Origin of the sequence: Larkinella fluvii (assembly GCF_051857545.1) — a bacterium.
In the GTDB taxonomy this organism is placed as follows: domain Bacteria; phylum Bacteroidota; class Bacteroidia; order Cytophagales; family Spirosomataceae; genus Larkinella.
In genome coordinates this window covers 147,706-166,882 of sequence record NZ_JBPZHB010000005.1, presented here as the reverse complement: position 1 = coordinate 166,882, position 19,177 = coordinate 147,706, and the positions used below count along the sequence as shown (strand labels likewise).

The following is a 19,177-nucleotide window of genomic DNA, read 5'->3' as shown; positions in this document are numbered from 1 at the left end:
CTCAATTCACAGCGACCAACCGGGTAGTTGCCTGCGGCTTAGACTGCTGGGTGGCCAGCGTTACTTCCTTCATGGTAGTTTCTACCCCATTGCTGATTTCGACCTGGTACACTCCGTCAGGCAGGGCGCTGACATCCAGACTCAGCCGGGCTGCTTCCTGGCGTTTGCCAACTTGCTGAAAGAAATACTCTTTCCCCGCGCTGTTGGTCAGTCGTACTTCGACCGTACCACCGGTTTGTTTCTTGACGGCAATCTGAACCTTGCCTTCATTATTGGTGTACATGCTGCTTTTGAAAGTGGCTGCATTCTTGGGCTTTCCAATGGGTTTATTGCTTTCAGCGATCGAAGCAGAAAAGGTAACGACAGTTAGGGTAAAGGCAACGAGCAGGGATTTGATGAGCGTTTTCATGACGTATGACGTTTAATTTTTGTGTCCGTTTGAATGAATCAAAGGTCGGCTTCATCGCTTGAAAGGGCTGTCACAAATGAGTCGATAACTGCTATTTTTGAGAAAGGGCAGGAGGGAGGTTGGGAATCCCTATATAATGGAAAGGAGATGTATCAGGGAAAGCGGTTTTGGGAATGCCTTTAGCGTAGCGGGTGCTGAAAAAGCCGATTCAGTTCAGCGTACGGGATTGCTTCGGCCGCAAAGCCAAATGTACCCTGTTGACGGATTTCATCCATAGCCCTGTAGAATGCCCCATAAGCTGCCCGCACCAGTGACGAGCCCAGGCTGACCCGTTTTACACCCAGATCCTCCAGCATAGTCAGTGAAAATCCTCCACCGGAAAGACCCATCACCACATTAACGGGGCGCGGAGCCACGGCTTTGACGACAGTTTCTATTTCCTGCCGGGTTTTCAGACCGGGCGCAAACAACACGTCGGCCCCGGCATCGGCAAAGGCAACCAGCCGTCTGATGGTATCGTTCAAATCTGGCCGGCCATAAATCAGGTTTTCAGCGCGCGCGGTCAACATAAAGGGAGTTGGTACATTCCGAGCTGCTTCCACAGCCGCCTTCACTCGTTCCACCGCGAGATCAAAGGGGTAGATCGGCCGGTCCGGCTTTCCGGTTGCATCTTCGATGGAACCGCCTGCCAAACCGGCTTGGGCAGCCAGAATAATTGTTTCAGCGCAGGTGGTGGGTTCATCCCCGTAGCCATTTTCCAGATCTGCTGAAACTGGTATCAGAGTAGCCTGGATTATACTTCGTGCATTTAGCAAGGTTTCATCGCGCGTGATGGACGCGTGACCGTCGGGTTTGCCAAAAGAGTAAGCCAGACCGGCACTGGTAGTGGCCAGTGCCGCAAATCCCAGACTTTCCAAAACGCGCGCAGAGCCTGCATCCCAGGAATTGGGAATGACAAATAAACCTGCTTGTTGATGGAGGAACAGGAAAGCTTCCGCCCGGGATTGACTTGCCATTTTAGGTGAGGTGTTCATACCGAATTTGCTATAAAAACAGATTCACAACGGCAGACGGTTGGGAAAGTGATCTGTTTTTTAATTGAGTTCGAAAACCTTAATTTCAAAAGTTACCGAATAGGGACATATAAGGGCTTGTAACATTTTAAAAACGGACGATGCGAAAACGTTATAAACTCGAAATTTTCCCTACTTTTATCCGTGGAACACCTTTAAGAGTCAAACTTTGTCGGAAAGGGGAAGATGTGCTTCATTTTTTCTCCCCATTCCAATCCCTATATATAAGGTATGAAGTATGTACCGTACTACCGGGTCTCAACGGCTGGCCAGGGGAAGAGTGGCCTAGGCCTTTCGGCTCAACGGGAAATTGTAAACCGATTCCTCAAAACCGAAGATGAACTCTTACCCGAATTCATTGAAGTGGAATCCGGTAAGAAAGCCAATCGCCCGCAACTAGCAGCCGCCATCGCTTTTGCCAAACTACACCGAGCGCGCTTACTGATTGCCAAACTCGACCGGCTCAGCCGAAATGTCTCGTTTATCTTTTCGCTGCGTAATTCCGAGGTGGACTTTGTAGCCTGCGACATTCCCGATGCGAATACACTGACGGTGGGGATTATGGCGGTTTTGGCCCAGCATGAACGGGAACTGATTGGGGAAAGGACACGGGCGGCTTTACAGGCGAAGAAAGCCCAGGGGCATAAATTGGGCATGCCCAATATCACACCGGCCATTACTCAAAAGGGCCTGGAGATTCGTCAGCAGAACGCGCGCAGTCATCAGGCTAATTTGCAGGCGGCTGAACTTGTCCGTTTGTATCGTAAAGAAGGACTCACGTATGCCGCTGTCGCTGAGCGTTTAAATTCTATGGGTTATCGAACCCGTAGAGGCAATAAATTTTTTGCCATGAGTGCACAACGATTGGACATAAAAACTGCTTAATTTATTTTATAAATCACTATTTTATGCACATTGTTTGCTGTTATATAAATTTAATTATGTTAACCTATTTGTCTTTATTTTTCCCTTCTTTTTTGTCTAATTTTTAGAAAAGACGCCACAATCTCAAATGATTTCAAAATCGACGTGATAATGGTCGTCATGAGCGTTATTCGTACTCGGAGACAGTGCTCTAACGAAATAGATCCCTTTTGATTTTAGTTGTCTCCCACTGTCTGACTTAAACAGCAGCGGTTGGAGACCCGTATTAAAAATAACTTTTTTAATTCTTAAACCATTCTTCTTCGCCATTCCATTCAAGGCTAACAAATGTTTGCCCATAGTTTCGAAATCTATGGTAATTTTTTTATCTATTTTCAGCTTTCCCTTGGCTGAAAACGATAGTAAGTAATACCATAATCCAAGCTGGCTTGAGAGTGAATTTCCCAGAGAAGATGGCATAGTAGGCACCATAAAATCGGCACTCAGGCCATTCTGGTGTGTATAGTGTAACAGCATTTCTCCACCATCTTTGTTCGAACATTCCATCAATTGAAATGACTTACCAGTGCATGTTTCTTCGCAATGGCTATAAGCATCGATTATGGTCTTGCCGACCTTAGAATGTGTATAGCCATTGTCCATTATGTAATAACTGACGAAACTAAAATGACGGAAGTTTTTCCCGGCAAATGGAACGAGAAATGGTTTTAGAAGCTTTCCATTACCAACGCTTCCAAAGGATGTGCTTTCACTCTGATTTTTATAAATTACTTCAGGAATAACTAGGGCAATTAAACCAATTATAATCAATACGAAGATAACAATGCGAAGGCCCATAAAATTAAACTAATAATTAAGAAGGTGTTGGGAAATATTATTTGGTCATTTTGCTAATCGGTTCAACATCAATGCCCAATTAGCCATATGAGCCATGACTCTGAACTGCTGGTCTATTGAAAGTGAGCTAATATATATTTGTTGTTAAATAGATTTATAAATAATCATTTGGCATATTTATTGGCAAATTTGCATTACTTTATCTTTCCACTCATCAATCAGCGTATGGTTGATTGAACCACAGTAAATTAGTATGTCATTAAAATAGCTAATCACTCCTATATGAAGGATTTCTCTTTTGTTTACAATTCCTGGGCTAACAATGTAGTCGTATACCTTTTGAAGAGCGATTTCGTATTTTTCGAAATCACATCTAAAAACATGGGTTGCTCGTCTCTCTTCAACATTTTCCCAGATAATATAAGATATGTTATTCAATTTAAAGCTGAATAAAAATGCATCTTCTTCAACAATTGTATCGTTACTTCGGAAAGTCCTTTTTTCAGAAGCAGGTATTATTTTGTAATTAGGTTCTTGCTTATTTAATAAAAATTTTAAGTATAAGCTTTTACTATTTAATTGATAAAGATTAGCAGTGTGGTGATTTTCAAGCCGGTTTAGAATTTTTTGAGAAAAGCTTGCTGCGTCACCCAAATCATATTGAGAAAGTAATCGATCAATTTCTAAGTGTTCAAAATATCGCGAGAGCTCTCCAAAACCATTTACACTAACAATTTGGTTTTTATTATAATTTAATAAGATTGTTAACCGCTTATGAGTTATATAGCTCAATACATTCTTAAGTTTATTATACCATTGCCGGGAGGAAGGTATATCAAAACGACATGGTTGACCAGCGCAGCGCCACACAATATATCCATTTTCAAATACTACTTCCCATAGTCCAATTAAAATGTTAACCTCATTATTACTAAAATACGTTTTTCTTAATGCAACTTGAAACTTTGAAATTTTATTTTGCAGTTCAAAGAGTTCTTTTCTTGAATTATCTTTCAATTTTCTTTCAGTTGTGTACAATTCATCATTTTCTTTTAGTTGTCTATCGATTAATAAGTATATACTTTCTATTTTATTTTCGAATTCCTCAAGTGACACAAATTTAATGGTCTTCATCTTAGAAAGTTCGAAGCTAATCAAGCCATAGAAATCAGACTTATTTAGCGGGATCTGATTTTGATTTTTTATTAAAGAAACTTTCGAATGCATTCTAAGTAGTTTCCTTTGCAATTTAGTGAGTTCCTTATGCAATTCAATATATTGTTTATCAATGAGTCTATAATGCGGAGGCTTATCACCTATCTTTAATTTGATTTCAGCAATAGCCGCTATGATGGCTTTTATTTCATTAGTTAGTTTCTCTAAGTTAGTATAGGTATCCATTTGTTTCAATATTCGCAGAATTAATTGGAAGGAAATTTAGCTTGACAATTCAATGTCTATACGATATTATTGTTTATATATTAAATTAATATACATTCTTTACAATTATAAATTATAACAACACTGTTTTATTTTTAAATTATATATTTTAACTACAAAGTCATAATAATTAAATGAAGGTTTGCTTTTTTATTGCAAATATTTATATACTCAACATCCTCCGAATCGTATCCTGCATCGCCTGCTTGAAAGCCGAGTCCTGCGAGTAAAGCTTGTAAAGCTCTAGCTCTGATTTTCGCTGTTGGTTGACGGCATCATTAATCATTTTTTGCAGTGCAATCTCCCGGTTTTGAATATCGGAATTGTTTACAACATGCGTCTGGTAGTTCGGTTGTTGCTGGACATACTTTAAAATGCTCACAAACTTTACACGCTGCTCTTCGGGCGTAGCACTCCAACCCTGAAAATGTCGTTCGTTAAAGCTGTTAATGATCAGGTCCAACGGGTCGTGCTCGGCATCGCTACCGTGGGCTCCACGCGGATTTGGGTTTTGTGGGTCTACTTCGGTTTCGGAATCATCGAGGCCAATGGTATGGCCCAGTTTGGTGCGTTCCAGACCATACGTAGACAGATCGACCGACTGGAGCAACTCATCCAGCGCATCACCCTGCGGGTCGCGGACGATCAGCTTGGGAATCAGAAACTTTAAAAACCAGAATAGCTTTTCCCAGTTCACCACTTCAAACGGCAGAATGGACGCCATTTGTCCGTAAATTTTGACGAACTGCTTGGCTTTGATTTTAAAGTCGGCCTTGTCATTGTCTTCCAACCCAAGCTCGCTACTGAACCGCTCGGCGGCTACATCGATAATCGGACTGAGCTGCTGAGCATCAACTCCCCGGAAATATTTGGCGACAAAATCCTCCACTTCGGCCCATTCATAGACCCCCACGTCGTCCAGCTGGGCTTTTAACTCGTGAAGCACGTTGACGTCGGTGGCACTGCTCAACGAGGTCGCCGTATAAAACGGATCGAATGCGGACTTGATGTCATCGACGGTATTGAAGAAATCCAGTATAAACAAATCCTCCGTTTTCTTGCCCAGCGCATTGGCTGCCCGGTTCAGCCGCGACAACGCCTGGACGGCCAGCACACCCTGCAATTTCTTGTCGACGTACATGGCCGAGAGTTTGGGTTGGTCGAAACCCGTCAGGTATTTGTTAGCCACGACCAACAGCCGGTATTCGTCCGTGTCAAACTGATCCTTGGTTTCAGTCTCCGCAAATCCGTTCAGGCTGGCTTCCGTATGCTCGATGCCATCGACAGTTTTCTTCCCTGAAAAAGCAATAACAGCTTTGAAGGCGGCATTTTTATCGGCCAGGATGGTGCGGATGGCCAGAAAATACCGAATAGCCGATTCAATGCTCTGCGTAACTACCATGCCTTTGGCTTTACCCTTGAGTTTTTTGGTACTGACCACCTGCGTCGTGAAGTGGTCCAGCATAATCTCCGCCTTGGTATGAATGGTTTGCCGGTGCTGTTCGACGTAGCTTCGTAGCTTTTTCTGGGCCTTCTGGGTATCGAAAAGCGGATTTTCTTCGATCGATTTCTCAATCTCGTAGTAACTCTTGTACGTCGTATAATTGGCCAGGACATCCAGAATGAAACCTTCCTCGATGGCCTGTTTCATGGAGTATAAATGAAACGGAGCGAATTTGCCGTCGGCCTGCTTTGTGCCAAACTTTTCGAGGGTGTTGGGCTTGGGGGTGGCCGTAAAGGCGAAATAAGACGCATTGCCGCGCATTTTCCGGGCCTGCATGGCGGCCAGGATCAGATCCTGAGCGTCGGTCTCTTCGTCGTTATTGTCCGCTTTGGCTTTGCCCATCGCGTTGTTCATGCTGTCGTGGGCCGAACCACTCTGCGAACTGTGGGCTTCGTCGATGATGACCGCAAACCGTTTGTCGCTCAGGTCGGCAATACCGTCGATGATGAACGGGAATTTCTGAATGGTGGTGATGATGATCTTTTTGCCACCTTCTAACGCCGTGCGTAACTCCTGGGAGCTAAACGCCGGAGCCACAATGTTTTTGACCTGCGAAAATTCTTTGATATTGTCCCGAATCTGCCGGTCGAGCAACCGGCGGTCGGTGACCACTATGACCGAGTCGAACAGCGGGTGGGTGATGCCCCGGTGTCCCGGTGTGGTTTCCGACTCGGGATAGGCTTCGATCAATTGGAAAGCCGCCCAGGTGATGGAGTTGGACTTGCCCGAACCCGCCGAATGCTGAATCAGATAGGTTTGCCCCACGCCGTTGCGGCCCGTATGCGTCAACAGGCGTCGAACAACATCCCACTGGTGATAGCGCGGAAACAGCAGGTTTCGCTTCGACAGCGGATCGGTGGCTTTGCCGTCGAGGGTAACAAAGTGCTGGATAATCGTACTCAGGTTTTGCCGGGTCAACACCTCTTCCCAGAGGTAGGCGGTTTTATGGCCGAAAGCATTGGGTGGATTGCCGGCGCCATGATTTTTGTCGCCCTTGTTGAACGGCAGAAAATAGGTGTCTTTCCCACTCAGCCGGGTTGCCATGAAAATCTCATCGGGATCGACGGCAAAATGGACCACGCACCGGCCAAACTGTAACAGCGGCTGGGTGGCGTCGCGATCCCATTTGTATTGCTTGATGCCGTGTACCCGCGCATTTTGCCCCGTCCACTGGTTCTTTAGCTCCATCGTAGCCACGGGCAAACCGTTGATAAAGATCACCATATCCAGTTCTTCGCGGGGATTGGCGGCAGAATACCGCAGTTGCCGCGTCACACTGAATTCGTTGCGCCCGAAGGCTTCTTTCACTGTCTGACTACTCGATGCCAGGGGTGGCACATACAGCATCGTAAATTTGGCATCATCTATTTCCAGGCCTTTGCGGAACAGATACAGAATGCCGTATTTTTTGATCAGCCGATCCACTTTTTGCAGGATCAGCAACTCCCACTGGGGCTGGGTCTGGAGTTTGGCCAGTTCGTCGGGTTGGGTGGTGGTCAGAAAATGCCAGAAGCGCCGGGTGTCGATGGCGTAGTCGGCGTTGAAATCGGTAGGTTCGCCCAGCCAGTAGCCGTTGCCCGCCCGGTAGTGCGGAGCGGTTTCGGCGACGGTTTCCGCTTGAACGTCTTCGCGGGTAATGCCGGTTAGTTGTTTCTCGATGGCGGCTTCGAGGGCTTGTTCGTTGGTCTGGCTGGGCATGGTCTTATACCTTGATTTTGCCCGTTACGGCCGAGTTGATGAGAGTGGATTTGAGTTCTTGTAGTTTTTGGATTGAAATTCGTTGTTGCATAATTGCTTGCACAGATTGTGCTGATTTCTGGTTTAAATATTTAGCAATTTTTACTTGTTCATCAATATCTGGTTTTAGTAATCTCAGCTTATGTAATTTACTTGCCTTTATACCAATTGCTGTTGAACCTGTGCCTTCCCGTTGCAAATGAATCTGAAAGTATTCAGATTGAATTGAAAAATTTACGAACTCAGAATTAAATTCAAATTCGTTAAATTGGAACTTTATTATACGCTGAGCAATAGCGATTGTTGGATCATCAACTACCGCAGACATACCTAAAGGAGCTTCCATTGTAAAAAGAATATCTCCTATTTTAGGAAGTCCCCTTGACATTATTTCCTTGTATTGACTATCTAGTACATATTCCTTTGAAATTTCGTAATCAATTTTGCCTTCTTTAATATTTTTAGTTGTAACAAGGAAAATCCCTGATTCAACTTTTTCAGGCGTTTTTCCTCTATAATCAACTCTAGAGGCATATTTTGTCAGAGGAGCTACTTTCCAATGTGCCGGAATCTCCCCTATCCACTCAATACCGGAATCCTCCATTGGCACATCCGGATTCAATCCCCGCGTAACGGCTTGATGAATCATCACCTGCCGCCGTTCGTTGAGCAACTCGATCAGACGTTCTTTCTGGGCAATGGCCTGGTCGATCTGGGCGGTTTTTCGGTCTAAAAAGTCGGCAATTCGGGTTTGTTCAGCGAGGGGGGGAAGTATTAACAGGCTATTTGCGATATGATTGAAACTAATTGTTTGCCTCACTCCTGATCCAAGTAACTTCATATAAGCTACATCATAACGATGCAAAAGAAACTTAAAATATTGCCGATTAAGTTCGGCAATATTCCTAAGTACAATATAACCTGGGCTTACCACAACGTCTATGTATGACAAAGCTATTCTTAGGCTTATTAAGTCATAATTCAGATTAAGTGGGTTAATTAGAAACTCTCCGCTTAATACTTCCTGGTATGATGCCCTTGTTGAATCAGGAATTTTTTCATCGTCTTTGATGACCACTTTTCCAAAACTTATAGACCCGCATTGCAGGAATTGGTTTGCTTTATGTTTTTTCTCTTGGAAAATGTATTTCAATTTCACTACATCCCAATGCGCCGGAATTTCGCCCAGCCAGTCTACACCAGAATCTTTGTAGTCGGCGTATCGGTTATGTTTCAGCGTTTCGTTCGTCTTGCTTTCAACGGTATCAATCATGGGTGTCGGGTTCTAAAGAATCTACAATTTCCTGCCATTTCGCTTGCAGGAGTTGTTTGCTGGGGAGTTTGGTTTCATAATCGGCCACGAGCGTTGGCGAGAGTGTCCGGCTCAGGGCATATTCTACTACGGTATCGTCTTTGCCCTTACAGAGCAAAATGCCGATCGAAGGGTTTTCGTGGGGCTTTTTGATGTCGCGGTCGAGTGCTTCCAGATAGAAATTAAGCTGTCCGAGGTGTTCGGGTTTGAACTTCTCAATTTTCAACTCAATCGCCACCAGGCAATTCAGACTTCGGTTATAGAATAGCAAATCAATGGCAAAGTCCTGATTACCAACCTGCAAAGGGTATTCTTCGCCCATAAAGGCAAAGTCTCGTCCAAACTCAATGAGAAATTTGCTGATGTTGCGGCTAATCTGGTGTTTGAGGTCGCGTTCCAGATGGGTTTCCGGTAGGTTCAGCATTTCCAGAACGTAGGTGTCTTTGAAATGCGAGGTTACATCCTGCGGTAAGATCTTTACGAGCGGAGCAAGCTTCGCGTCGGCCAGCTTTACCCGTTCATAATACGACGAGTCAATTTGCCGCTCCAACTCCCGGGAGGAAAGCCGTTCTTTGACGGCTAACTGGAGATAGAACTCCCGTTCCTCCGCCGATTTGGTACCCGAAAATATAAGGGTATGGTTGGTCCAGGTAATTTCTCTCAGCAGTGCCGAGAGTTTTGGGTAGTCCTTATAGGTCTCATAAAACTGTTTCATCCTCCACAAGTTTTGGGACGAAAAGCCTTTCACGTTGGGCTCGGATTGCTGGATGAAATCAGCCAGCTCTTTTACGACGGATTTACCCCAGGCGTTGCTGGTTACCTGTTGGTGCACATATTCACCAATGGTCCAATAGAGCATCACCAGTTCGCTGTTAACCGCCTGAAAAGCCCGTTGCCGGGCTTCCTGGATCAGCGTAATGACATGGCTAAACTGCGCTTGTACGTTCATCATGCCGATCAAACCAGAGAAAGGATATTTTTAATCAGCCCTTCACTTTCTTCTTCCAGTTGCAGAATATCGGCACTCACTTCCTCCAGAGTCCGTAGCGGTTTATGGCGGTAGAAGTATTTGTTAAAGCTGATTTCGTAACCAATCTTGGTGGCGTTGAGATTAATCCAGGCTTCTCCCACGTGCGGTTTCACCTCGCGCAGAAAATACGCGTAGATTTCGTCTTTGAGCGGTACGTTTTCTGTATCGCGCAGGTCTGATTCAGTTTCGTATTCGAGGTATTCACCCGGTTTTTCCGTCGCATAATAGCCAAAATCAGGCAATTGGGCTTCGGTACAATTAAGGTGCGTCAGCAGCTCGTTCAGTTTATCGCCTTTGAGCTTGATGGTGCCTTTCACCACCTTTTCGGCGTCGGCATCGTACCAGCTGACGGCATCCAGAATCTGTTTCTTTTCGGAAGCCGACAGTTTGACGCCCAGCGCCTTCAGTTCCAGTTCGACCTCCCGGGCAAAGACATTGAAATTGCGGTATTCGTCGGTGCCGATGGCGCGCATCAGTTTGGTGGCGGTATTCATCAACACCTGCTGTTTCAGCCAGTTGTCGGGCTTTAACAGGGCTTCTTGCTGTTTCCGGGCCAGGTTCAGGTCCTGTTTTTCGCACCAGTCGATCAGGTCTTTTTCCAGGGCGGGCAGGTCCGTATACACCCGGTCGCCGTAGGTTTCCCACGCCCAGGCCATCGGTTCGCGGAGTTTGCTGTCAAAGCGTAATTCGACAATCCGTTCGGCGCTAAACTGGGCTTTCAGGCGTTTGGGCCGCTCGATGGTCACTTTATAATAGCCAAAATCCGGGTTGTCGAACACCCGACTAGCCAAACCCTCATCGCCAGTGCGTTCAATGTTCGAAAGCTGTAAATACGCTTGCAGGATTTCATTGATGTGCTCAGGAGCCAGTTCACAATTTTTTGCCCCGAGATTCTTCCGTAGTTTGCGATACAGCGGACCAGCGTCGATGAGCTGCACTTTACCCCGACGGGGGGCGGTTTTGCCGTTACTCAACAACCAGATGTAGGTCGTAATACCGGTGTTATAAAACAGGTTATTGGGCAATTGAATGATGGCTTCGAGCAAATCATTTTCGATCAGGTAGCGCCGGATGTTGCTTTCTCCGCCCCCGGCATCGCCCGTAAACAGACTGGAACCGTTGTGAACTGAGGCAATCCGGGAGCCGGCCGGAGCCGCCGTTAACGGTTTAAGTTTATTAACCATTTCCATCAAAAACAGCAACTGCCCATCGCTCGACCGCGGAATGGCGTCGGCGTCTTCCTCTTCACCCCAATAATTTTTGAGCTTGATGCGGAAACGCGGGTCGATCACGTCGTTACCATCTTTAATGTATTTAACCTCACTGGCCCACGACTTACCGTAAGGCGGGTTGGAGAGCATAAAATCAAACTGACGGCCAGCAAACTCGTCGGTTGAAAGCGTCGAGCCGTTTTTGATGTTTTCGGGATCGTTGCCTTTAATCATCATATCCGACTTGCAAATGGCGTAGGTTTCGTCGTTGATTTCCTTGCCGAACAGATACACATCGCCCGTAGCGCGGATCATCCCTTCTTCGTCTTTGATGAAATTCTGCGATTCGGTTAGCATCCCACCCGATCCACAGGCCGGATCATAGATGGTCATAACGGGCGGCAGCCGGTCTTTAATCGGCTCAAAAATCAAGTGTGTCATCAGGTCAATGACCTCGCGGGGCGTAAAGTGTTCGCCCGCTTCTTCATTGTTCTCTTCGTTGAATTTGCGAATTAACTCCTCGAACACATAACCCATCCCCAGGTTCGACAAAGCCGGGAGTTTACGGCCTTCCGGATCCTGTTTTTCATGGGGAGTAAGATTGATATAGGGCGACGTGAATTTTTCGAGTACATCGAGCAGCACGTCCTTGTTGGCCATGTGCTTGACCTGACTTTTGAGATTAAACTTGCGAATAATCTCTTTCACATTATCACTGAAGCCGTCCAGGTAATCCGTGAAGTTGGCTTCCAGTAATTGTTGGTTATTGGTGGCTGTGTCGTGCAATCTTTGCAGCGTCCAGACGCTGGTGTTATAAAAAACGAAGCCCGATGCCGCCCGCAAACCATTATCATCCAGTTCGGTAAAACCGGCTTCCACACGCTGAAACCGTACTTCTTCCATTACCTCGTCCTTACTCGGTTCGAGCAGAGCATCCAATCGGCGCAGCACCACCATCGGCAGGATGACATCCCGGTATTTACCCCGCACATACACATCGCGCAGACAATCATCAGCAATGGACCAGATAAAAGAGACTAATTTATTGTGAGCACTTGTATTCATACAGGGTGGGTAAATTTTCTGAAATGTAAAACTATGGGAAGTTATGGTATTCGCAGGTGATATAGTTAATTAAAAAGAAGTGAAGCTAACTGAACTTGCTTTCTGAATGTTCAAATCACCTCAACCTCAACAAGGCAATTCAAATCAGATAGAATTCTATGTTACTGATTCGGCATCTAAACGTCCCTTTCTTTGATTAAATCAATTTCCGGTATCGCTTGACACTGGACATACTAATTCCAGTGAGGTTTACAATCTCCGAAACTGATAATCCACGTTCAAACGCTTTTTTCACCTTCTTAAACTTTTCGGGATCAATGCCACTAGGTCGACCGATGTGTTTGCCCTTCGCTTTGGCCAGCAGCTGACCCGCACGTGTCTTTTCCAGAATACTCTCCCGGTCGTATTCCGCTAAAGCCGCAAAGATTTGCAAGACCATCTTACCAGCTGGCGTGGAGCTGTCCACACCTAAATCCAATGCCCGAAAATGGATGCCTCGCTGGGAAAACTGACTAATCAGAGAAATTAGGTGGTCCCTGCTCCTACCCAACCGAAAAAACCGGGCTACCACCACAGTGTCCCCTTCCCGTAATTTGGAAAGCAATTCGTCCAGTGCTGGACGGCTGATATGAACTCCGGAAACTTTATCCTGAAAGATTTCATGACAGCCGATTTTCTGTAACGTCTCGATTTGGGTATCCAGGTTCTGATCAACGGTGGACACGCGGGCATAACCAAAAATCTGATTCATGTGGGCTCAACAAGTTAGTCTCAGGAAGGTAAAAGTGAAAAATTGCCTGAACCTACTTTATGACCCTGTATTTTGTGAAAGAATGGTATAAAAAGTATGATTGAAGGGATGGTTCAGAAAGCTATAAATATTGATCCGGAGCCGTTTCCTTCTCCCCTGGCTTCGGCCTCGCAGTGGCGCCCCACTCCGATTCCAATTACATCAATTTTGAAATGACCTGTGTAAACGCCTGTAGGGGCATTTAAAGCAACAGTCTGCCTTATATGTTTTTAATTCTGTATGATGCTGGTCAGAGGTTTGTAAAACTGTCTGCGACGGCAGCCCGGTCACGAACTCACCTAGCATGCTGAAAATGGTTCGTTGATTCGAGAGATGGCAATTTGACCGGGCCGCCGGGCGGACTATTGGATCACGGCAATAAGGACGACTAGGAAGGTCAAACTATTGTCTTGTGGAAACGGGCGTTTGAAAAGACGGTGGAAATTACATTTTGACGAGATTGTCAGTCATCTTTGGTTACATAGCTGTTAATTTTAGTTAATAACCCTCAAAAAAAATCTTAGCAGGCCTAATTCTATTACTTTGGTTCATTATTCTAACTATTGAGCCAGGTATGTGAAATTAGATTCTTATTGGAGTGGCATCGATTCTACTTCTGTTTTGTTAGTTCCATTAATGTCAACCTTGGCAAGTCCTTTACATTTTACAAGGAAAAAGCTGAAAATGTAGCTTTGAAAAAATCAGCATTCTGAATGAGCAAGTATATTATCTTCTTGTTGATGATGGTCAATCATGGTGGGTTTGGTCAGGACTTTTTGCTGTTTTCTAAAAAAAGTTACCGGCAAGTTCTTTACAAGCAAGGGGATATCATCTCATTTCGATTGAAAGAGGATAAATCCAAGTTTACTGCTCAAATTGAGGGGTTTGAAGATAGCCTCATTTTATTGGGAGGTATGAAGGTAAAACTCGTTGATATTACCCACCTCTATGTTGATGACAAAACCAAAGACTGGTATATTATAAGATATAAGTACAAGCGAATTTTCCCAGTTGCAGGGGTAGGCTTTTTGCTTATTGACGCTTTCAATACGCACTATTTCGATAAAAAAACATTGATTATCAGCGGTTACCTGGTTTGTGTCGGTCTATTAGCGAAATGGTTAATTAAGGATTCTATCCGGATAAGAGGAAGAAAGAAATTAGCCATAATAACCCGTCCCATTTCATAAGTGTATGTAGGGCTAAGAGAAAAAGTCAGGGTTTTGAAACATGCCAAAATATAGTTACTGCTTATTCCAGATTCTCACGAAAACCCTCCTTTGTGAGACAACGTCTCGTTGATAGTACCCTACCGTGTTTGGCACCATGATAACCAACGAGCGGTGGTTTGTGAACGTGCTTATTGACCCAAGATGATCCTTATTTCTGTGTTGAGAATGATAGGTTCAGAAAGCTAGCTATGATTTGCTGATCAAGCCCAGCTTCCTTTATCGCTTTTTTAACCCCAAGAAAATCTGAACAGCCCGGTGAGATTTACCGGGCTGTTCCATTGTGTACACGTAACTTAACCTAAAGAATCTCAACCGCAATGGATATTTTAAATAGGCAAATACCCAAAGGAGCTTGACAAATTAAGTATAGGTTTTCGCCTTTTCTACCGGACGATGGTCCAGCTCATCTGTCTATTTTTACTAGACTACACACACTTAAATTTCAAACTGCCTTTGTATTTAGCATCTTTTTAAGTTTGATGCCTATTAGTTATAGACGAAGACGGCGGACGTTTTACAGGCGCGGTCTACTTTTAGCCGAACCCAATGGGCTGAATAGCCCGCCGGAAATTCGTAATGAACATACCCTTTAGCGGGTGCTTTTAAAGTCGTATATGGAACCCAGCTCCCGTTTCCCATGAAATCGACCTCAACCTGATACGTCACTTCGGTAGCGGCATCGTGGGTCAGGTGCAGCGATTTTTGGTCAAATCCAGTCATCAAATACGGGTCGGAAACTTCGTTAGCGGCAACGGTTTTTTCCCACCACGGGCCGCCCCACCCTTTGGGCTTACCGAAACCCCAAAGTTCATCAATGTTGCCAAACCATAAGCCGGATTGGGGCTGACCGGTGGATCGATCCACCTGATCACCTGCCAATACGAGCATACCGCGCCAGTAGCAGAAATCGGGAACGATACGAAGGTGATTACTGATGGGCCGGATTGCCAGAATATTGCCACCATACGTAATGGTCGGCATTTCGTAGAAAATACCGTGAATGTCCATCAAATACCGCTCGGTTTGGGCTTCGCGGATGCGCATCCATTCGGTATTCCAGGCGTGGTCATACGCATAACTAGCTTTCGGCAAGCGGTAGGTTTTCCAGACACCTTTGTAACAGAATTTCAAAATGACCGACGCCTGATCCCAGCCCAGGGCATAAACCGGGTGGCCGTATTGCTCGTTCGACCAGTGCTTACCGGCTACTTCTACATACGGATTCCGATCCAGAATAGTCCAGGCTTTGCCATTCCATTCGGCCAGTCGTCCGGCATTCCGTTTTCCCAGAAAGTCGGCTTCGTAGTAGGAGTTATTGGCCACAACCACGCGTCCCTGCTCCGTAAAAGCGGATTTAAAGTGAACCTGAGCGGTTTTTGGAATGTCCAGTTCCCGAACCAGATCGAACAGTTGACGGCTTTTAAGCGTATAGACATTGGTTTCAAACACCACTCCTTCCATCGTCAGAAAATAAACCATCGAATCGGGTTTGGTGAGGTGATCCATCGTGGCCGCCAGCCGGTGAATCTTCAGATCGTCGATGATGCGCACCTTGCCGGTGGTGTCGATGGCGTATGGACCAATGATGGCCTGGTGTGATGGATTATGAACCATGCGGTTGGCGTACGTGCCGGTATAACTCAGCGGGTGTCGCTGCATCGTCATGTCGTCGCTGACCTGGTACAGTCCCAAACCGGAACCTTTGACATGGGCAACGTACCCTACTGCCCACAATTTATTGGCCCAGGGAATCAGCGCACCAATGCCTGCTTCACTGCGTTCGGCATGGTTGCTGACAATGGTCATCTGAGGAAACACCCCTTTTACCTGAATGGGAGGCTGTTGCGCATGGATAACCGAAAACCAGAAAAAACCGGTAATAAGAAAGATAATGCTTTTATAGATCATACCAAAAATAGGACTTTCGTTTGCCACCAGGGGATTTAGGGGTTATCAGACGAAAGTCCTACAAAAAATAAGCTGATGAAATACTACTGGTTTAAATAAGCCGCCAATGCAAACGCCATATCCCGGCCAAAAAGCCGTGAGTTTTCGGCCGTCATTGGTTCTTCATTGTGTACGGAATAAGGTATTTCGAAGGAAGTGGCCAGTTTCATTCCTGGAATAGTGGCTCCCCATTGTGTGGATGACATGCCTTGGGTTGTATTTTTTGACGTGTTCCAGGCGGTTCCGTACGCTACAATTCCCTGGGTCATATCAAATTTCAACGGCCCTTTATTTTGAACAGCCAATTGATCCATGAAAATCCGTTGCTGTTTTTCAACCGCGGAGTTTGACGAACCAACCAGATAAATCACTTCATTCAATGGTCCTTTTATCCAGGGACAGTGCAAATCCATCATTACTTTCAGCTGGTTTTTACTCCAGCTAGGAACCTGTTCCCGAAGCGCACCCGTACTGCAATAAAGGCTCTTTCCATCATAATCGCGGTTGTGGTCGCGGGGAGCACGGTACTTACCCTGATCACCATCTTCCACGCCATCTTTATCCACAAAAGGAATAACCCAGAACTCGGTAGATTCGCGGAGGTTCTTCATGACCGGATCGTCGGAGAGAACGGCGGAAAGCATTCCTTCCATGACGTAATTGGCCATCATTTCGCAGGCATGGTGCCGGGCCGTCAGGAGAACTTTCTGTTTGGCACTCTTTTTTTGAGACGGACTAATGATCAGCTTTTCCGTTACCCGGCCTTTGGGCGTTATACACAGGGTATCCAGCCGGACGGAAGCGTGAGATCGGTACGGCTGGATGAACGTATCGAAATTTTCCTGTGTATACGGCATTCCCATACTAAACCGAATTTCCTCATCGGCTTTGATATAAGCCGTAAACTCATTGTTCGAAACCGTTCCATCAAACAGCCAGCTCCAGGTTTTACCTCCGTCCCGGCTTACGGCAGGCCCTTTAATCGTCAGGCAATCTTTTGTATCAAATACAAACCGCACACTATCGCTCTGGTTACTTTTTACGGCATAATACCAATAAAACCAGGGATGATCAGTATCCCCAAGATCGGGCTGAAGGTAAGCCGTAGTCCCCTGAATGGAATCTACGGTAATGTTACCACCGGGGAAATTAGCGGTAATTTGAAGTTCCGGATTTTTCTTTTCTCCTCCGCAGGAAGCCAGCAACAGGGTACTGAGGAGTCCAATAAGTAAAACAAACGATTGCTTCATGTGATTTTTGTCAAGGGTTTAGGAAAATAGGTCACTTGTCCCAATAGAAACGGGGCGCCTGAACGCTGGGTGTTTCTTTCGGGGCACTGGGGTTGTTCAGTCTTTCGCTCAGCGGTACGGGCAATCGCCGGGGGATCTCACCGCCGGGGTTCAGGCCGTTGGTGCCACCAAATGCGGGTTGCAAGGCCGGATAGCCGGTTCGACGCCAGTCGGTCCATACTTCAGGCTGCGTAAATAAAGCAATGTATTTCTGGGTGATTACCTGACGCAGCCGGTTGGCCGCATCGCCCGTAAACGTGCCCCGGTTGCTAGCGAAAGCAGTCAGTTCAGCGGCTGGAACCGTCCCTTTGGTGACCTTATCGACTGAGGCTGAAACGGCAGCCTTCAACGCTGTTTCGGCCTGCGCATCTATTCCATTCACCCGTAACCGGGCTTCGGCTTCAATAAATCTCGCTTCGGCATAGGTGATCAGAGAAACCGGGGTCGTAGCGGTCGTGAAATAAGGACCAATCTGCGAATCGGCGGCCTGGCCTTGTCCGGCTGCACTGCCTGAATAGGAGCCAGCGGCATTCGGTTTGGCCAAAACCGGTAAACGCGGGTCGGCTGGTGTCGTATTCAACAAATCCACAAATTGTTTCCCTAATCGGAAATCGTTGCGTTGTTGCACGAGCTGAGACCAGGGATTGGATTCGGAGACCCCGGTTCCGAAAACAAAATCACAATCATCGGCATTGCGGGCAATTCCGCGATAGGTTGCGCCGTCGTACAGGGCGGCCAGTGCTTTGGATGCGGCTTCAGGGTCTGCTTTAGTCAGGTGCAGGGCATAACGGGCTTTAAAGGTGTACGCAGCTGCGATCCATTTCGGCAAATTACCTTTGTAAATCAGATCGTCACTGCTGGGGCTATTGGACGCGTCAGCGGTTTTCAATAACCCAATGCCTTCATCCAATAACGTTTGGATCTGGGTGTAGATGCTGGCCTGGGTATCGAATTTAGGATACGGATTGACAGCCCCTTTAAAGGCTTCTGAATAAGGCACATCCCCGTATAAGCTCGTCATGGTGCCCAGGCTGTAGGCCATCAGAATCTTTCCGATTCCTTCGTAGCCTTTCGCCTGGGTTCCTTGAGCCTGCTGAATCAGCGTACTCAGATCCTGCATGGGCCCGGCGTAGAACGTATTAAAAGCGCTGCCGGCTTCGGCATCGACATTATACCGATCCCAGGCCGCTGCCTGCAGAACGATACCGGATAGATGTTGGGTGAATGTATTGGTCATCTGCCCCATATCGGCGCCAACCGTAAAGGCAATAACCCCTTCCGAACCCGCCAACAGACTTGGCAATGTAGCCGTAGAGGGCAGGTTGGGGTTCAGGTTCAGGTCTCCGTAGTTGCAGGAGAACAGACCTGCTGCCAGAAAACCGGTGATTACTATAGTTTTGAGTCGTTTCATAGAAG

At 46.2% G+C, this 19,177-nt stretch carries 14 protein-coding genes; 2 read left to right on the top strand and 12 right to left on the bottom strand.

The window, feature by feature from the left end; translation table 11 throughout:
- Position 1 precedes the first annotated feature (1 nt).
- Positions 2 to 409 (bottom strand): T9SS type A sorting domain-containing protein, encoded by a 408-nt coding sequence (locus ACS5NO_RS14175; RefSeq protein WP_439415762.1) that lies wholly within the window; start codon positions 407 to 409, stop codon positions 2 to 4.
- A 179-nt stretch (positions 410 to 588) separates the two neighbouring features.
- On the bottom strand, positions 589 to 1,443 hold the full coding sequence (locus ACS5NO_RS14170; RefSeq protein ID WP_439415761.1) for an isocitrate lyase/PEP mutase family protein: 855 nt from the start codon (positions 1,441 to 1,443) through the stop codon (positions 589 to 591).
- A gap of 270 nt (positions 1,444 to 1,713) precedes the next feature.
- On the opposite strand from ACS5NO_RS14170, the gene ACS5NO_RS14165 reads away from it, so the two are divergent.
- Positions 1,714 to 2,367 (top strand): recombinase family protein, encoded by a 654-nt coding sequence (locus tag ACS5NO_RS14165; RefSeq protein ID WP_439415760.1) that lies wholly within the window; start codon positions 1,714 to 1,716, stop codon positions 2,365 to 2,367.
- Between the two features lie 123 nt (positions 2,368 to 2,490).
- On the opposite strand, the gene ACS5NO_RS14160 is transcribed toward ACS5NO_RS14165, so the two are convergent.
- The 7 genes from ACS5NO_RS14160 to ACS5NO_RS14130 all read right to left on the bottom strand — a co-directional run bounded on the left by ACS5NO_RS14160 (position 2,491) and on the right by ACS5NO_RS14130 (position 13,254).
- Complete coding sequence (locus ACS5NO_RS14160; protein WP_439415759.1) at positions 2,491 to 3,204, bottom strand: hypothetical protein; 714 nt, start codon at positions 3,202 to 3,204, stop codon at positions 2,491 to 2,493.
- A 177-nt stretch (positions 3,205 to 3,381) separates the two neighbouring features.
- A complete protein-coding gene (locus tag ACS5NO_RS14155; RefSeq protein ID WP_439415758.1) occupies positions 3,382 to 4,605 on the bottom strand; it encodes a hypothetical protein in 1,224 nt (407 codons plus the stop codon).
- Positions 4,606 to 4,807: 202 nt separating this feature from the next.
- Positions 4,808 to 7,846: a type I restriction endonuclease subunit R gene (locus ACS5NO_RS14150; RefSeq protein ID WP_439415757.1), complete on the bottom strand. Its 3,039-nt coding sequence runs from the start codon at positions 7,844 to 7,846 to the stop codon at positions 4,808 to 4,810.
- Positions 7,847 to 7,850: 4 nt separating this feature from the next.
- On the bottom strand, positions 7,851 to 9,158 hold the full coding sequence (locus ACS5NO_RS14145; protein WP_439415756.1) for a restriction endonuclease subunit S: 1,308 nt from the start codon (positions 9,156 to 9,158) through the stop codon (positions 7,851 to 7,853).
- Complete coding sequence (locus tag ACS5NO_RS14140; RefSeq protein WP_439415755.1) at positions 9,151 to 10,149, bottom strand: PDDEXK nuclease domain-containing protein; 999 nt, start codon at positions 10,147 to 10,149, stop codon at positions 9,151 to 9,153. Before ACS5NO_RS14140 ends, ACS5NO_RS14145 begins: the two co-directional genes overlap by 8 nt.
- Before the next feature lie 5 nt (positions 10,150 to 10,154).
- Positions 10,155 to 12,503, bottom strand: a complete 2,349-nt coding sequence (locus tag ACS5NO_RS14135; RefSeq protein WP_439415754.1) for a type I restriction-modification system subunit M — start codon at positions 12,501 to 12,503, stop codon at positions 10,155 to 10,157.
- 196 nt (positions 12,504 to 12,699) lie between these two features.
- Complete coding sequence (locus ACS5NO_RS14130) at positions 12,700 to 13,254, bottom strand: recombinase family protein (RefSeq protein WP_439415753.1); 555 nt, start codon at positions 13,252 to 13,254, stop codon at positions 12,700 to 12,702.
- Between the two features lie 752 nt (positions 13,255 to 14,006).
- Here ACS5NO_RS14130 and ACS5NO_RS14125 point away from each other — a divergent pair.
- Positions 14,007 to 14,483, top strand: a complete 477-nt coding sequence (locus ACS5NO_RS14125) for a hypothetical protein (RefSeq protein WP_439415752.1) — start codon at positions 14,007 to 14,009, stop codon at positions 14,481 to 14,483.
- A 528-nt stretch (positions 14,484 to 15,011) separates the two neighbouring features.
- Here ACS5NO_RS14125 and ACS5NO_RS14120 read toward each other — a convergent pair.
- The 3 genes from ACS5NO_RS14120 to ACS5NO_RS14110 form a co-directional block, all read right to left on the bottom strand.
- A complete protein-coding gene (locus tag ACS5NO_RS14120) occupies positions 15,012 to 16,433 on the bottom strand; it encodes a hypothetical protein (RefSeq protein WP_439415751.1) in 1,422 nt (473 codons plus the stop codon).
- A gap of 83 nt (positions 16,434 to 16,516) precedes the next feature.
- A complete protein-coding gene (locus tag ACS5NO_RS14115; RefSeq protein ID WP_439415750.1) occupies positions 16,517 to 17,722 on the bottom strand; it encodes a M14 family zinc carboxypeptidase in 1,206 nt (401 codons plus the stop codon).
- A 31-nt stretch (positions 17,723 to 17,753) separates the two neighbouring features.
- On the bottom strand, positions 17,754 to 19,172 hold the full coding sequence (locus tag ACS5NO_RS14110; protein ID WP_439415749.1) for a SusD/RagB family nutrient-binding outer membrane lipoprotein: 1,419 nt from the start codon (positions 19,170 to 19,172) through the stop codon (positions 17,754 to 17,756).
- Positions 19,173 to 19,177: the final 5 nt, after the last annotated feature.

Coding starts and splice junctions, on each gene's coding strand:
- ACS5NO_RS14130 (WP_439415753.1), bottom strand. CDS start 13,254: ATGAATCAGATTTTTGGTTATGCCCGCGTGTCCACCGTTGATCAGAAC.
- ACS5NO_RS14135 (WP_439415754.1), bottom strand. CDS start 12,503: ATGAATACAAGTGCTCACAATAAATTAGTCTCTTTTATCTGGTCCATT.
- ACS5NO_RS14145 (WP_439415756.1), bottom strand. CDS start 9,158: ATGATTGATACCGTTGAAAGCAAGACGAACGAAACGCTGAAACATAAC.
- ACS5NO_RS14160 (WP_439415759.1), bottom strand. CDS start 3,204: ATGGGCCTTCGCATTGTTATCTTCGTATTGATTATAATTGGTTTAATT.
- ACS5NO_RS14120 (WP_439415751.1), bottom strand. CDS start 16,433: ATGATCTATAAAAGCATTATCTTTCTTATTACCGGTTTTTTCTGGTTT.
- ACS5NO_RS14175 (WP_439415762.1), bottom strand. CDS start 409: ATGAAAACGCTCATCAAATCCCTGCTCGTTGCCTTTACCCTAACTGTC.
- ACS5NO_RS14110 (WP_439415749.1), bottom strand. CDS start 19,172: ATGAAACGACTCAAAACTATAGTAATCACCGGTTTTCTGGCAGCAGGT.
- ACS5NO_RS14125 (WP_439415752.1), top strand. CDS start 14,007: ATGAGCAAGTATATTATCTTCTTGTTGATGATGGTCAATCATGGTGGG.
- ACS5NO_RS14165 (WP_439415760.1), top strand. CDS start 1,714: ATGAAGTATGTACCGTACTACCGGGTCTCAACGGCTGGCCAGGGGAAG.
- ACS5NO_RS14170 (WP_439415761.1), bottom strand. CDS start 1,443: ATGAACACCTCACCTAAAATGGCAAGTCAATCCCGGGCGGAAGCTTTC.
- ACS5NO_RS14140 (WP_439415755.1), bottom strand. CDS start 10,149: ATGATGAACGTACAAGCGCAGTTTAGCCATGTCATTACGCTGATCCAG.
- ACS5NO_RS14155 (WP_439415758.1), bottom strand. CDS start 4,605: ATGGATACCTATACTAACTTAGAGAAACTAACTAATGAAATAAAAGCC.
- ACS5NO_RS14115 (WP_439415750.1), bottom strand. CDS start 17,722: ATGAAGCAATCGTTTGTTTTACTTATTGGACTCCTCAGTACCCTGTTG.
- ACS5NO_RS14150 (WP_439415757.1), bottom strand. CDS start 7,846: ATGCCCAGCCAGACCAACGAACAAGCCCTCGAAGCCGCCATCGAGAAA.